Annotated in this window: 14 protein-coding genes; 7 read left to right on the forward strand and 7 right to left on the reverse strand. The window is 54.5% G+C overall.

The genetic code is table 11. The annotated features are described in order from the left end of the window. Position 1 precedes the first annotated feature (1 nt). Positions 2-919 (forward strand): LysR family transcriptional regulator, encoded by a 918-nt coding sequence (locus tag ABLV75_RS17810; protein WP_016809173.1) that lies wholly within the window; start codon positions 2-4, stop codon positions 917-919. Here the strand turns inward: ABLV75_RS17810 and ABLV75_RS17815 are convergent. After that, positions 912-1,643, reverse strand: coding sequence for a hypothetical protein (locus ABLV75_RS17815; RefSeq protein WP_004103604.1), 732 nt, complete (start codon positions 1,641-1,643; stop codon positions 912-914). The two genes, ABLV75_RS17810 and ABLV75_RS17815, sit on opposite strands and share 8 nt — an antisense overlap. Positions 1,644-1,652: 9 nt before the next feature. Next, positions 1,653-2,987 (reverse strand): shikimate transporter, encoded by a 1,335-nt coding sequence (shiA, locus tag ABLV75_RS17820; RefSeq protein ID WP_004103603.1) that lies wholly within the window; start codon positions 2,985-2,987, stop codon positions 1,653-1,655. 303 nt (positions 2,988-3,290) lie between these two features. Between shiA and ABLV75_RS17825 the strand changes: the two genes are divergently transcribed. The 4 genes from ABLV75_RS17825 to ABLV75_RS17840 all read left to right on the forward strand — a co-directional run bounded on the left by ABLV75_RS17825 (position 3,291) and on the right by ABLV75_RS17840 (position 6,604). Next, positions 3,291-3,788, forward strand: coding sequence for a molybdopterin-dependent oxidoreductase (locus ABLV75_RS17825; protein WP_004103602.1), 498 nt, complete (start codon positions 3,291-3,293; stop codon positions 3,786-3,788). 10 nt (positions 3,789-3,798) lie between these two features. Next, positions 3,799-5,721: an EAL domain-containing protein gene (locus ABLV75_RS17830; protein WP_004103601.1), complete on the forward strand. Its 1,923-nt coding sequence runs from the start codon at positions 3,799-3,801 to the stop codon at positions 5,719-5,721. Between the two features lie 210 nt (positions 5,722-5,931). Continuing rightward, complete coding sequence (locus tag ABLV75_RS17835) at positions 5,932-6,264, forward strand: DUF1971 domain-containing protein (RefSeq protein WP_004103600.1); 333 nt, start codon at positions 5,932-5,934, stop codon at positions 6,262-6,264. Position 6,265: 1 nt separating this feature from the next. Beyond that, positions 6,266-6,604 carry a DUF1869 domain-containing protein gene (locus ABLV75_RS17840; protein ID WP_004103599.1) on the forward strand — a complete coding sequence of 113 codons (339 nt, stop codon included), beginning with the start codon at positions 6,266-6,268 and terminating at the stop codon, positions 6,602-6,604. 118 nt (positions 6,605-6,722) lie between these two features. Here the strand turns inward: ABLV75_RS17840 and ABLV75_RS17845 are convergent, their stop codons facing one another. Then, a complete protein-coding gene (locus ABLV75_RS17845; protein ID WP_004103597.1) occupies positions 6,723-7,421 on the reverse strand; it encodes a GntR family transcriptional regulator in 699 nt (232 codons plus the stop codon). A 259-nt stretch (positions 7,422-7,680) separates the two neighbouring features. On the opposite strand from ABLV75_RS17845, the gene ABLV75_RS17850 reads away from it, so the two are divergent. After that, positions 7,681-9,216, forward strand: coding sequence for a PTS transporter subunit EIIC (locus tag ABLV75_RS17850; RefSeq protein WP_004103595.1), 1,536 nt, complete (start codon positions 7,681-7,683; stop codon positions 9,214-9,216). Positions 9,217-9,227: 11 nt separating this feature from the next. Next, positions 9,228-10,556, forward strand: coding sequence for a 6-phospho-alpha-glucosidase (locus ABLV75_RS17855; RefSeq protein WP_004103593.1), 1,329 nt, complete (start codon positions 9,228-9,230; stop codon positions 10,554-10,556). 38 nt (positions 10,557-10,594) lie between these two features. On the opposite strand, the gene ABLV75_RS17860 is transcribed toward ABLV75_RS17855, so the two are convergent. The 4 genes from ABLV75_RS17860 to ABLV75_RS17875 all read right to left on the reverse strand — a co-directional run bounded on the left by ABLV75_RS17860 (position 10,595) and on the right by ABLV75_RS17875 (position 14,002). Beyond that, a complete protein-coding gene (locus ABLV75_RS17860; RefSeq protein ID WP_227545625.1) occupies positions 10,595-11,974 on the reverse strand; it encodes an EAL domain-containing protein in 1,380 nt (459 codons plus the stop codon). 64 nt (positions 11,975-12,038) lie between these two features. Further along, a complete protein-coding gene (locus ABLV75_RS17865) occupies positions 12,039-12,944 on the reverse strand; it encodes a fimbrial protein (RefSeq protein ID WP_004103588.1) in 906 nt (301 codons plus the stop codon). A 17-nt stretch (positions 12,945-12,961) separates the two neighbouring features. Then, a complete protein-coding gene (locus ABLV75_RS17870; protein ID WP_004103586.1) occupies positions 12,962-13,462 on the reverse strand; it encodes a fimbrial protein in 501 nt (166 codons plus the stop codon). A 12-nt stretch (positions 13,463-13,474) separates the two neighbouring features. Then, positions 13,475-14,002: a fimbrial protein gene (locus ABLV75_RS17875; protein ID WP_024274432.1), complete on the reverse strand. Its 528-nt coding sequence runs from the start codon at positions 14,000-14,002 to the stop codon at positions 13,475-13,477. Between the last annotated feature and the right edge of the window lie 112 nt (positions 14,003-14,114).

A 14,114-nucleotide genomic window follows, 5' to 3' on the forward strand; every position in this document is an offset into this window, starting at 1 on the left:
GATGAGCGAAATCCGCCCGGACATTTACTGGACCCACCTGTACTGGCTGACGGTACTGGAGGAGCAAAAAAGCTATACTCGCGCCGCGGAAAAGCTGGCGGTCAGCAAGTCCGCCATTAGCCAGAAAATAAGCGAACTGGAGCGGGTCACCGGCAAGACGCTGGTGCACCGCACCACCCGCAGCGTGACCCTAAGCGAAGATGGCCAGCGGCTGGTGGCGGAACTAAACGAACCGTTTGGGCAGATCCGCGAGATTTTTACCGGCACCTGCGACGATGAGGGCGGCCCGCTGCGCGGAACGCTGCGCCTTACCGCGCCGGTGGCGTTCTCTCGACAGCAGCTGGTTCCGGCCATCACGCCTTTTCTGCATCAGCACCCGCAGCTTCATCTGCAGCTGGAGGTGACCGATCGGCTGGTGTCGCTCGCCAGCGAAGGGTTTGATATTGCCATTCGCCACTGTCGTCGCGAGCTGCTGCCGGAGACCCACGTAGCCTGGCCGCTGTGCCGTACGGCAACCCTGGTGGTCGCCTCGGCGGACTATATTCGCCGCTTTGGTCGCCCCGATTCGCCTGACGCGTTGCGTCAGCATCAATGCCTGACCTACCCGCGCGGGCCGCAAAGCCCGCACTGGACCTTCGAGCGCAACGATGAGCGGGTGAGCGTGAAGGTGCAGGGACCCTTCGCCACCAATAACAGCGAATCCCTGCGCGATGCGGTGCTGGCGGGGCTGGGAATTGCCTTACTGCCGGATTTTAGCGCCAGGGAGGCGATTGGCCGCGGGCTGGTACAGGAGCTCTTGCCGGAATGGCGGCCGGTGGATGTGTTTGCGGAAAGTCTCTACGTTATTCGCCCCTATGCGCCGCGCGTATCGCGGGCAGTAGAGACCTTTAGCCGCTATCTGAAGACGACCTTCAGCTAATATTCTGTAACTCCTGCACCAGCGCCTCGCGAAAGCGGGGGAGCAAATCGGCTGGTTGTGTCACAAGTTCGGCAAGCGTCACGGTTTTCTCGGCTCGGTATACCCGTCCGCTGCCGAGCCGGGCTTCGAAATCATTGGCCGCCCGATGGGCAGCCTGCAGCTCGACGTCCAGCAGGATCACCGCGTGCGCGAGGACCACATGGCCCCGTCCTGCCGGCATGGGGCGCCAGTACTGAGCCGTGCCGGCTATTTTTCGCACCTGCCCGCCTTCGCCGCAGGCCAGATTATAGCGTCCATCGCAAAATGAACCGCTGACCGCCTGAAAGTGGCTGGCTACGCCAAAGGTTGAAAGCGTACGCTGCAACAGGCCGCAGAGGAAAAGATAAATCGGCTCTGCGGCTTCGCCCAGCGAGTGATAAACCGGCCAGGCCAGGCTGAGATTGACAATTCCCGGCCCCTGCGGGACCAGGCCGCCGCCGGAGCGGCGCTGCCAGACCGGCCATCCCCGGCTGGCAAACTGCTCGCTTACCGCCGGGAGTTCGGCAAATTTGCGATAGCTTCCCGGCACCACAAATCCCTGCGGGGCCTGCCAGAGCTGGGCCACCGCTTCCCCGTCGCGTGCCCGGTCAAACAGCGGCTGCTCGGCAAGCGTCGGATCGGCGCAGTAGTGAAGCGGCAGCTGCTGGTGATGAAAGCGCTGCGGCCAGCAGGGCTCCTGAATCATGGTAACTCCTTAAAGCGGTTCATCGCCGTGGCGACAAGGTTTGATCAGCATCGCCGTAAGGGCAGATAGCAGGCAACCTACGGTCAAATAGATCGCAACGCTATGCCAGGAGCCTCCGGATAGGGTGACCAGAGCGGCGGCAATAAACGGCGTAAAACCGCCGCCGACGACGCTGGCGACCTGATATCCCACTCCGGCCCCGCTGTAGCGATAGCTGGCACCGAACATTTCGGTAAACATCGGCTGCTGGACGCAAACCACCATATCGTGCGCAATATTCGCCAGCATGAGCGCGAAAAACAGGATCCAGAAGTATGACTGGCTTTCGAGCGCCATAAAGAACGGGAAGCCGCTGAGGGTGCCGATCAGCGCCCCGGTGATATAGACGCGGCGTCGGCCAAAGCGGTCCGCCAGCCAGGCGAAGCAGGGGATCGTCAGACAGCTGATAGCCCCGACAAGCAGGCCAATGTTAAGAAACAACTCGCGCGGCAGGCCGAGATTCTGCGTGGAGTAGTTAAGCGCGAAGGCGGTGACGATATACATTGTCAGCAGTTCGCACAGGCGCAGACCGATAATCATTAAGAACGCGCCCGGATGGCGGAACAGCGCTTCTACTACCGGCAGACGCTTTTTCTGCGGCTGTTGCTGCTGTTCGCGCTGCTGCTGTTCAAATTCGGCAGATTCCGCCATGCCGTTGCGGATCCAGAGCGCCGCCAGCACCAGCACGACGCTAAACAAGAACGGCAGACGCCAGCCCCAGCTAAGGAACTGCGCATCGGTGGTACAGGCGCTTATCAGCGACACCAGCCCCGTTGAGAGCAGCAATCCGACGCCATAACCCACCTGCACGCCACTGCTGTAGAACGCTTTCTTATTTTTCGGCGCGCTCTCAACCGCCAGCAGCGCCGCGCCGCCCCACTCTCCGCCCACCGCAAAACCCTGTACGGCGCGCAGCAGAACCAGCAGAACTGGCGCCCACCAGCCTATCTGGTTGAACGAGGGCAGGAGACCGATGCAGGCGGTAGCGATCCCCATCATCCACACCGTCATCATCAGCATGCGTTTGCGCCCGAGGCGATCGCCGAAATGACCGAAGATAATGCCGCCCAGCGGGCGAAAGAGGAAACCGACGCCGAAGGTGGCAAACGCGGCGAGGGTACCCATTGCCGGGCTGATTTGCGGGAAAAACTCCCGGTTAAATACCAGCGCGGCGGTGATGCCATAGAGAAGAAAGTCGTACCAGTCGACCACGGCCCCGGCGAAGCTGCCCCAGGCCGCTCTGCGGGCGCGGTTGAGAGAACATGCCTCCTTGCCGGAGCCCTGAGAAATTAACGTTGATTCCATACCTGTCCTGTCTGTTGCTAAGTTTCTAATTATTGGAATGAGACGCTTTCCGAATTCGCGCCTGTCCTGAGACTACCGCGCAGAAGGGCAAGTGAAAAGATTTTTACCTGCTCTGCGTGTTTAAAGGCATTAAGCGTTTGCCTGACCGGCCGGGTGCAGCCCGGCTGGGCCGTTCGGAATGCGAGCTTAGGACTTGGCTTATTGTGTTTAATTTAAATTTTTGTACCCGCTGAGGACACCTTTTAAGAAATGACTTAAATGGTTTACAATTAACAAGTCTCCAATTTCGGAAGGGTGAGTTAAATGCGTTTAATTTTTGCAGCTTTATTTTGTGTCATGGTTTTGCCTTCCGCTTTTGCAGAAAAACTGCCGGCGCCCGTGGGTAAACCCGTTTTAACTATTTCCGGCCTGATTACTAATACGAATGAGGGCGATACCGCCGTTTTTGATGTGGCGGCACTGGAAAAACTGGGCATGGAAACGATCGTAACAACCACCCCGTGGTATTCGGGAAAGGTTCGCTTTGACGGCGTTTCCCTCAGTAAACTCATGGATTTAGTCGGTGCCAAAGGCAAGTCGGCGCGGGTGCTGGCGCTGAATGATTACACCACCATTGTTCCCATCGATGACTTTCATAAATTTCCAGTAATTTTGGCTTTAAAAATGAACGGCGAATATATGCGCATTCGTGATAAAGGGCCTTTATTTATTGTTTATCCCTACGACAGTAGCCCGGAATTGCAGAATCAGATTTATTATTCCCGTTCGGCATGGCAGGTTTCGAAGATTATAATTGAGTAAGGGTTTGATCTTGAATCGAATACTCACTGCCATTATTTTGTCGCTCTTCATTGTGACCGGTTACATTACTTATCTGGTCCATGAGCGGCAAAGTGAGCTGCAAAAATTAACCCGTTATACTGATTCGTGGTCCGTTTCCCAGATAGTCTCCGAGTACATGCGTCTTGAGGCGCGACTGAGTGCGATGGGGCTGGAGGTAAAGGGAAGCGACCACGATGAGGTGCGCCTGCGTCTGGAAATCATGATGAGCCAGATTGCGCTGCTGCAGCAGGGTGATTTGGGAAAGTTTATCGGCAAAGATCCTCATCGTAAGGCGATAGTTGACAGCCTGATTACTCTTCTGGACCGGCTGGATAAGCAGCTGGATACCATGACGACAGCACAGCTGAAGCTGATGTTACAAGAGATGAGCACCCTGGACGGGCCGTTGACCTCGCTCGCGTCCACCTCTCTCGCCCAGGATTTTAATCTGGTTAATCTCACCCACGATAAAATACAGAACCTCTATTACATCTATTCGGCCATTTCTATTCTGCTGATTATTCTCTGTATCACGCTCGGGATGTTGATGCTGAAGCAGAATAACACCCTGCGTCGCGCTCACGTGCGGATGAAATTACTGGCTACCGATCTGCAGGCTTCCAAAGAAAAGCTACAGGTGCAAAACCGTCGGCTGCAGTACGATGCCTATCATGATTCGCTGACCGGGATGCCCAACCGGCTCTCTTTCTGGCAACGCCTGCAGGAGGTGGTTAATCAGGTGCGGCCCTATCACGGCTCGGCGGTGGTTATGTTGTTCGATCTGGATAATTTCAAGGACGTCAACGACACGCAGGGTCATGACGCCGGAGATAAGCTATTGCAGGATTTGGCCAGCCGTCTCTCATTTTTTCGTAAAACGTCAGAAACGCTGTACCGGCTGGGGGGAGACGAATTTGCTCTGGTGACCCACGATCTTAGCGAAGAGATGGCGCTGGAGCGGGCAACGGTGATCCGGGAAAAGATTAGCCAGCCGTATCAGATTTACGACTCGCAGATTCAGATCGGCGCCTGTATCGGGATTGTCATCTCTGACGGAGAAAGCCGCACCGACTATTTATACAAATGCGCCGACCTGGCGCTGTATGAAGCGAAAAAAGAGGGCTCCGGTTACGTCCAGATATTCCGCCCCGGTATGCTTCAGCGCCAGCAGGAGAATAAATCTTTCGAAGATGACCTGATGCAGGCGCTCGAGAGAGGGGAGTTCAGGGTTTACTATCAGCCGATTGCCGATGCCATGAATGGTGAAATCTACGGCTATGAAGCGCTGGTTCGATGGTTTCATCCGCTACGCGGCAGCGTTCCGCCGACGGAATTTATCCCGGTGGCGGAGAAAATCGGCCTGATTAATGCGTTAGGCGAGTGGGTATTGAAAACCGCCTGTGAAGCGGCCGCCAGCTGGTCGTCGCCGCTCAAGGTGTCGGTTAACGTGTCGCCGGTTCAGTTAATGAACAGTTCACTGACCGATACCGTGGTAACTATCTTAAGAACAACCGGGCTGGATCCGTATCGGCTGGATTTGGAAATTACCGAGTCTGACGTATTTAATGAAAATACCCGCTCGTTAGAGATCCTGAGTCAGCTGCGTGAGCTTGGCGTGCAGATCTCTATTGACGACTTTGGTACCGGCTATTCGTCGCTCTCGCGTTTAAGCTATTTCCCGTTTGATAAGATAAAAATCGATCGATCATTTGTTATTAATATACCCCATCAGCAAGACGATCTGGATATCGTGCGCCTGATCATCAGCATGGGTAAAAGCCTGCATATGCGAATTGTGGCAGAAGGCGTCGAAACGGAAGAACAGCTGAAGTCGTTACGAAAATTAGGTTGTGATCTGGTTCAGGGCTATTTGATCGGTAAACCGGGGCCGCTTACTTCAGCAGGGAAATAAGTCATTTGTGTTTATTTGCGGGCGACTTTAGCGTAGCTGAATTCGCCCGTATTTATTTTAGTAAGTGGTCTAATCCCTAATGGGTAGAAATAGAGGGGGGAAACGATTTTGATAAAAAATAATACCCTCAGTGATTAAAAGGGGTATATGATATGCAACCTATTTTCCTGTTTTCGGCCCCGTGCCGCGGGCGTAAAGAGAGGCAGAATCATGCAGCGAATCATCATCCCGACCCACTATGTGCATACCCGTAGCACCCCGCTGTGGACAAAAGAGACGGCGCCAGCGTCGATCTGGAAGCGGCATCTGGACGCGGGCACCCGGCAGGGCGTCTACCCACGACTGTCGGTGATGCGCGGCGCGATACGCTATCTGGGCTACGCTGATGAGACCAGCCCGGATCCGGTCGAAACCCTGACCATTGCTGAAGGGGAGTTTGGCGTTTTCCCACCCGAAAAATGGCACTGCATTGAGGCGTTAACGGAAGACACCGTATTTAATGTCGACTTTTACGTTGATCCTAAAATTCTTATCGAGGGATAATATGAACAGTGAAAATAAAGGTTATACGTTAGCGGTAATCAACGGCAATAATAAAGATAAAAAAGAAAAAGTGTATCTTAAGCCCATGGCCCTGTACGTGCCTGATATCGCAGCGCAGGCCATCGCTGAGCTTATTTCCGATCTCTCAGTCGATAACGCCGGGGATAAGGGATTTATCGTAACGGTAACCAACAATAATAATGGCGTGTCGGTCGACAGTGAATTTGCAACTTTGGCTGAATTGCAGGATCCGCAGACGGCTGCCGATGCGGTAAAAGATCTGATTAATATCGTGCGCGGCTACGAGTCCGACGAAGAGACTAACGTCTGCGGCTGGTAAGCGTAACGGAGCCGAACCGCCAGCTGCCGCTTCGCAACCTTGCCGCAGACCTGCTGGCGGGCATCACGGCTGAGAGACGCGCCGCTGGAGAAGCCGGAACCCCGGCCTTAACTATCCTTCAACGGCGAGTGATATGTTTTACATTGTATTTATTGGTATTTTGGTAAATATCGGATAAATCGACGATGAGATTATTCTGCGCATAGCTGATCGATTGCACGCGTAGCAGCAGGCTGTTTTGCGCAACCTGCAGGAGTTCCGCTTGTTCGCGGGTGGCCAGAACCGGGGAATAGCTACGGTGGCTTTCCAGAATGGTGATGTTGCACTCCTTCTTAAAGTAGTTAAATTTTGACCTTTCCAGATTTCCGATGCTAAGCCATGGGAAAATTGCTACCGGTATATAGCTGTTTTCTATCAGAATGGGCACGTCATCAATCATCCGAATGCGCCTGACATAATAGACTTTTTCTCCGGGCTCAATTTTTAATTGTTGTGCGATGGCCAGAGGCGCATCGAGCATAGTGAACTCGATGACCTTGTTGCGATAGTTAGTCTCGCCAACGATATGCATCTGATAGTTGAACCCATCAAGCTCCCCGCCGTGATAATTGCTCTTTCGCGCAACGTATGAACCGCTGCCGTGGCGTTTGACGATCAATTTTTCCCTTTCCAGCAGCGTTAGCGCTTTGCGGATGGTCATCACTGATACCTGTAGCTCGCTGGCTAACGCTTTCTCGCTCGGTAACGCATCTCCGACTTCAAACTCATCGCTGTTGATGCGATTTTTCAGCCGTTCGGCAATGGATTTGTATATCACTTATAGATGTCTCATGGCGAAGTGAATTGTTGGCGAATAAATGTAACTATATGATTTTTAGATTAAATATTTTCATTCGCAAGGTGTTCATAAACTGGTCATCTAGTTATTTGTTTTTATTTATATATCTATTACTTCCGAAGATATATGACTTTCATCACAAATGACACTTTATCTCCTCTGATTAATCCCCTCTGGCGCATAGGCTGATTCGCAAGTTCTGAGCGCTGGCAGTCGATAAGCAGGAGAGGGGAAGAGGATGATCGGGGTAAAAAAATTACAAGATTTTTCCAGGGCGATGATTGGGCCGGTTTTATATCTGCCGGTTGTGGGTCTGTTGATTGCGTTGCTCAGTATGACCACCAATAAATTATGGGTGGCAGAAGACAGCTCGCTTTTCCTGCTGGGGAAATATGCTTCCAGTATGCTCTGGGCAATCATGAACAATCTTGGCTTCTTCTTTTGCCTCGGTCTGGCGAGCGGGCTGGCAAAAACTCGCAAAGCGGAAGCCGCGTTTGTCGCCGCAATGACCTGGTTTATGTACCTGGCGGCCAACAATAGCTGGCTTACTCTGACCGGGCGGCTTGTTGAGGGGAGCAGCAACGCGCAGCTTTACGGCAGCGGGCAAACCTTTATTTTCGGTTTCCAGGTCATCGATATGGGCGTGTTTCTTGGCATCATTCTGGGCTGCGCGGTGGCTTTCATTCATAACCGCTTTGTCGATATCGAGTTTCGCGGCGCATTCTCAATTTATGGCAACAGTAAGCTGGTTCTGATCGTAATGATCCCGCTGGTCGGCGTGTTTGCCATCGCCACGGTCTATTTCTGGCCAATTGTTGAACACGGTATATCGGCGCTGACCGGCGTCATGAAAACTTTCGGCGCCGCCGGCGTTTTTCTGTATGGTTTTCTCAATCGTTTTCTTATCCCGACCGGTTTACATCATCTCATTTGGTCACCCTTCGTTTTTACCTCTATTGGCGGACAGCTGTTAATTGATGGGCAGACGATAGTCGGGGCAAAGCCCATTTTTCTCGCTGAAATTGCCGGTAACACCGGGGGAGCGTTAAGCGACTCGGCGCGATTCCTGACCTATGGAATGGTCAAAATTTTTGGCACGGCCGGAATGGCCCTGGCCTTTTATAAGACGGCGAAACCTGAAAATAAACAAAAGTTGAAAGTCACGCTTATCCCGCTGATTGTGACCTCCTTCCTCGTCGGGATAACCGAACCTTTTGAGTTTTTATTTATCTTCACCGCACCGGTGTTATGGCTGGTTTATTCGTTAGTGGATGGCTTTTTCCAGATGCTGGCGTGGCTGCTCGATGTTCGGGTCTGCGCAACCAACGGCATTATCGATTTTATTGTTTATAACATACCGGCGGGAGCCCATCTGACGCGCTGGCCTGTTTTTGTCGCCCTGGGGTTAGCGGAAACAGCGGCGATGTATTTTATCGGTAAATTCCTGATTCTGCGTTTCAGGATGCGCACGCCAGGCCAGGAACAACAGGATGAGGCGCTAAGCCGAGCGGCGAGCGCAAGCGTCCCAGCTAAGGCTTCCGGTGAACAGGTCATTCTGGGGCTTGGCGGGAAAGACAATGTGTGTTCTGTCGGCAATTGTTTTACCCGACTTCGGGTTGACGTGCGGGACCCGGCATTAATTCAGGAACATATTCTGAAAACCAGCGGCGGTACCAGCGTCATTATCAAAGGTAATCACGTTCAGGTTATTTATGGTTTAGGGGTGAATAAAATCCGTAATGCTGTGGATCGCTATTTAGATGTACATGAATAATGAGGTGGAAGATGCAAAATAAATTTGTTGTTACGATAGCTGGCGGCGGCAGTACCTATACTCCAGGGATTATTATGATGCTGCTGGAAAATATGAACAGATTTCCGCTGAGCGAAATTCGTCTCTATGATAATCATCACGATCGCCAGCGCGTGATCGGTGAAGCCTGCGCGATTCTGGTGGCTGAACGTTATCCGCAAGTGGCTTTTAGCTACACCACCGATCCGCAGGAAGCTTTTACCGGCGTTGATTTTGTGATGGCCCATATTCGCGTCGGCCTCTATGAGATGCGCGAAAAGGACGAGAAAATACCGCTTAAGCATGGCGTGATTGGCCAGGAAACCTGTGGCCCTGGCGGTATCGCTTATGGTATGCGTTCCATTGCCGGGGTACTTGAACTGGTTGACTATATGGAAACGTACTCCCCCGGCGCGTGGATGCTCAACTATTCCAATCCGGCGGCGATCGTTGCCGAGGCCACTCGTCGATTACGGCCAGCGGCTAAAATTATTAATATCTGCGATATGCCGGTGGCAATTGAAGGATTATTCGCCGATATCCTTGGTCTGAAATCACGTAAAGAGATGAACGTGCGTTATTTCGGCCTCAACCATTTCGGCTGGTGGACCAGCATTACCGATAAGGCCGGTAATGATTTAATGCCGACGTTAAAAAAGCATGTGTCTGAGCTGGGGTATTGCAGTCCGAAAGAGGATTTTCAGCACAAAGCGCCAAGCTGGATTGAGACCTTCAAAAAGGTGAAGGACGTCTTTGCGCTGGATACCGACACGTTGCCCAATACCTACCTAAAATACTATTTTTATGCCGACTACGAGGTAGCCCACTCGGACCCGAACTTTACGCGCGCGAATGAGGTGATGGCCGGGAGAGAGAAAGAGGTATTCGATATGGCGAAAGACATTGTCGCCCGGCGGAGCGCCAAAGCGGCGCATTTCCATGCCGGGGCGCATGCCACCTTTATTGTCGATCTCGCCTGCGCCATCGCCTTTAATACACAGGAAAGAATGCTGTTGATTGTAGAGAACAACGGCGCTATCGCGAATTTTGACGAGACCGCGATGGTTGAAGTGCCTTGCCTGGTCGGCGTTAACGGTCCCGAACCGCTGGCGATGGGGAAAATACCGCTGTTTCAAAAGGGGCTGATGGAGCAGCAGGTCGCGGTGGAAAAACTGGTTGTCGACGCCTGGGTTGAAGGAAGCTACCAAAAGCTCTGGCAGGCGTTGACCTTGTCCAAAACGGTTCCGAGCGCGTCGGTTGCGAAAGCTATTCTCGATGAACTGATCGAGGCCAATCGTGGTTACTGGCCGGAGTTGAGCTAAAGTGCCGCTAACGCCCGATGTATTTCATCGGGCGTTACCTACACTGCGATGCCGGACGGATACTCCGCTTCGCCGGAGAGTTGCTGTATAATCTCCGCCACGTTTTCTCTGCCAACCGGCGCCGAGATGGCGTTTCCCTGAAAATGGTCGACTCCCAGCGCTTTCAGTTTGTTGAATTTCTCCAGGCTATCTACGCCTTCGGCAATACAGCGGCTGCCGATCAGCCGGCAGTAGTAGATGAGGCTTTTAATCAGCGCCAGGGCGTGCGCATCGCGCTGCATATCATTGATGATGCCCATATCCAGCTTGTAGGCGTTGAACGTCAACGCCCGCACTGGGAACAGCACGCTGCTTTGCGAGAAGCAGTCATCAAGCATAATTCGGAAGCCGCGCTGCTGTAGCCGAGCCATATTTCCGGCTATTTTCCCGTGGCGGCTGAGGTCGGCATTTTCGGCAAGCTCCAGCACCAGCCGCGGCGATATTTGCGGCTGACGCAGCTGCTGGCGCGCGGTTTCCATCATGCGAATCAGGTTTTCATTGCTGGCGACAGCTGCGGGAATATTCACCGCGAAATAAAATTCACCACTGTACAGATTGATATTCTGCACGGCTTCCTGCAGCACAAACGCGGTGAGCACCAGCCACGCATATTCCGAGCGTAGCTGCGGTAAAAAATCAGCGGGAAACAAAACGCTGCCGTTCCGGCGCCAGCGGACAAGGATCTCCATCCCCCTTAGCTGACGATGTTCATCGGTTATGGGCTGGAAAACCGGGAAAATTTGTCGGCTATGGATTGCATGGACAAATTCACGCTCGAAAGCGCAAAGGGCGGCGATGGGCTCGCTTTTCTGTTCTCTTATCTGACTGCCGGGAAAGCGGGCGGCCATCTGCGGGTGGTGTTCCACCATTTTTTTCAATCCTGCGGTTCTTTGATTGTAGAGCGTCTTGTGGCTGATGCCGCGGCGTTTGGCCTGATCGCTGGCGCGGTATCCGCAGAGCAAACCGAGGATGGCGTTCAGCTCCGGTCGGGTTAGCCCGGCAGGGCGCTTACCCAATGCCCGCGCTTCTTCATCTGCCAGCTGTTCAAGGGAAGGATATCCCTCGGGTATGACGTCGCGCAGTAGCGCCGCCAGACAGGGGACCGGGAGGTCGGAGGCGGCCGCCCGCACCGCGGAAAGCTGACGCCGCTCTGCGACCTGGTGTAGCAGGGTGGACCATAGCCAACTGGCCGGGCTGCGGCTGAGAAACAGCATCGGTAGCGGCGTTGCGGACTGTTCCAGCAGCATAGCGGCCCGCTTCAGGGTTGAGAGTAGCCGAACAGGAGATTCAGGGAGAAACACCACCAGACGGCGTACGTCAGGGGGCAGCGTCGGTGACGCTGAAGTTAACACCACGGGCCGGGCGCCCCCGTCTTCCATCAACCGCACCAGGCCCTCTGTGACCAGCGAACAGGGCGACAGGATGCCGTCATTCTCCGGGAGGTTATTCGTAAACAAAAGTCACCCCGATAATTGACTGCACGTTACCCGCGGTCACCTGTCCGCTGGTGCGCGCATAGTTGGCGGTTAAGCCAAGGCTGACCGCCGAGGTTCCCACGTTGCCTAACGACACCGTGGTATTCGCGGGAACGACGCTGCCGTTGCGCGTCAGCTGAACGCCAACCCCCAGGGCCGGAGAGGCCGATGCGGTATTGGTAAATATCGAATTGGCCGCGTTCTCCGTAGTACCGGAGAGGTAGTAGCCCAGGTTCTGGTTTTGCGCGCAGTAAACCGTTAGCGGAATGGCGGCCGAAGCGGGATATTCCGGCAGCGTCACCGTCACATCGCGAGCAGAAACGTCGCAGCCGCCGGTTGGCACCACGACATCGTTGTTGGCGTATATGTTCCACACGAACTGGAAGTCGTCGTTATCCTTGTTATTGGTCTGGCGCAGGATCAGGACAGCGATTAGCGAACCGGCGGAAATGGCGACCCCACCTGCGCTGCTGACGGGCGTCAGATAGAGAACGGTAGGCCAGGGTCTATCGACTATCGAGTTGTAGGTCATCCGCGCCGTTTCGCTGGTGGTGGGGAACGGGTAGCTGGTGCCGTTATACCTGACGGTACCGGAAAAGCTCGACAGCACGCCGCCATAGGCCGATCCGCGCTGGAGCGTCACGTAATCGGTCATGGTTTCCGGAAAATCGTTATGACAAAAAATCTGTGTCGAAAGATCCACGACCAGGTTCTGCCCGACGCTGACCGCCGGCGCAAGGTTTACGTACACGTTCGCCGAGCCGCCGCCGATGGGAATGGTCACGCCCGCCGCGGTTTTACAGGCGAAAGACCAGGCGTTAAACGACCAGCCTGCCAGCAGCAGCGTCATCAGCAGGGGGATTATCTTTTTCATTGCTCTGTTCTCCTGGCTCAGGCGTAGGTATAGGTGACGTTAATCACCGCCTGAATCGTTCCCTGGGTAGCGCCGCCGTTGACCGTTAGCGCTCTGACCTGTAGCGGGAAGCTGGCGGACTGGGTGGCGTCATCCACCTGGACCTCTTTTCTCGCGCCGGTGTTCAGCGTGGTGCCGCCATTGTCCTGCAGCTCAAGCTGGATGTTGCCGGCGGTACCCTGGTTTTTGTAGTAGCCGGTGGCGTCCGCCGTGCCGCTAAAGCTGGCGGTGACCCGCGAGGTGCCGACCGGACAGTTGCTGAGGTTAAGCGCCACGCTGTGCCAGGGTGAGGAAGAGCCGGCGGAGACCAGGCTAAAGGTATAAAGATCGCCGAGATCGACGGTGGCGTTAGCGGTGGAGACCGTGCAGGGTTTAGCCACCACTTTACCGTTAACGGTAATAGTCACGTCGGCGGCGCGGGGGGCGCTGGCGAAGGCCATCATTACCGCCAGCAGCCAGGGTGCATGAGTCCATTTCATTTCAGCCTCCGGTTACTGAAATTCAAGCGTGAAGGTCGCGGTTGCATTAACGTGCCCGGCGGTGACCGGTAGCTGGGTGGCCATTAGCCGGGCATAAAAGTTCAGGGTGTTGGGCTGGCTGGGCGTCAGCGTGGTCCAGGCAATGGCCGATGAGGCTGCGTTGAGCGGCAGCATCGTCTGCTGCGCGTCAAGGATCTGCACGCCCATCCCCGCCGCCGCCGAAGCCCCGCCGTCGAGCTTTAATAGATCGCTATTGATGCTGTCGGCAACGCCAACAAAGCCGACCTTCACCGCGGTAACCGAGCTACCGCAGGGCGACAGCACAATACGAAAGGGGACCAGCGGCGTGGTTGCCCCAACCGCATGGAATTGCTTTGCGGCGTTATCCATCAGATCGACGGTAAAATCTTTTGATTCACCCGCCACGGCGCAGGCGTTATCGCGAACGTAGCCGCTGATAGTAATGGTACTGTCCGCCGCGCCGGCGTTGCTGGCCGCCAGCGAGACGAGGGCGCTCAACAGATACAGGGTTTTTCTCATCATCATGGTTTCCTTAGCGGCACTCCGTGGAGAGCTGGCTCAGCGTCTGGTTCTGATTTTCCGGCGGCAGGCTGTAGCTGGCCTCACAGCTGGCGTTCGGACCTTCGCCCCA

Origin of the sequence: Klebsiella sp. CN_Kp066 (genome assembly GCF_040065135.1) — a bacterium.
GTDB lineage: Bacteria > Pseudomonadota > Gammaproteobacteria > Enterobacterales > Enterobacteriaceae > Klebsiella > Klebsiella oxytoca.

Coding starts and splice junctions, on each gene's coding strand:
- shiA (WP_004103603.1), bottom strand. CDS start 2,987: ATGGAATCAACGTTAATTTCTCAGGGCTCCGGCAAGGAGGCATGTTCT.
- ABLV75_RS17840 (WP_004103599.1), top strand. CDS start 6,266: ATGAACAGTGAAAATAAAGGTTATACGTTAGCGGTAATCAACGGCAAT.
- ABLV75_RS17850 (WP_004103595.1), top strand. CDS start 7,681: ATGATCGGGGTAAAAAAATTACAAGATTTTTCCAGGGCGATGATTGGG.
- ABLV75_RS17855 (WP_004103593.1), top strand. CDS start 9,228: ATGCAAAATAAATTTGTTGTTACGATAGCTGGCGGCGGCAGTACCTAT.
- ABLV75_RS17810 (WP_016809173.1), top strand. CDS start 2: ATGAGCGAAATCCGCCCGGACATTTACTGGACCCACCTGTACTGGCTG.
- ABLV75_RS17875 (WP_024274432.1), bottom strand. CDS start 14,002: ATGAGAAAAACCCTGTATCTGTTGAGCGCCCTCGTCTCGCTGGCGGCC.
- ABLV75_RS17870 (WP_004103586.1), bottom strand. CDS start 13,462: ATGAAATGGACTCATGCACCCTGGCTGCTGGCGGTAATGATGGCCTTC.
- ABLV75_RS17815 (WP_004103604.1), bottom strand. CDS start 1,643: ATGATTCAGGAGCCCTGCTGGCCGCAGCGCTTTCATCACCAGCAGCTG.
- ABLV75_RS17825 (WP_004103602.1), top strand. CDS start 3,291: ATGCGTTTAATTTTTGCAGCTTTATTTTGTGTCATGGTTTTGCCTTCC.
- ABLV75_RS17865 (WP_004103588.1), bottom strand. CDS start 12,944: ATGAAAAAGATAATCCCCCTGCTGATGACGCTGCTGCTGGCAGGCTGG.
- ABLV75_RS17860 (WP_227545625.1), bottom strand. CDS start 11,974: ATGGAAGACGGGGGCGCCCGGCCCGTGGTGTTAACTTCAGCGTCACCG.
- ABLV75_RS17835 (WP_004103600.1), top strand. CDS start 5,932: ATGCAGCGAATCATCATCCCGACCCACTATGTGCATACCCGTAGCACC.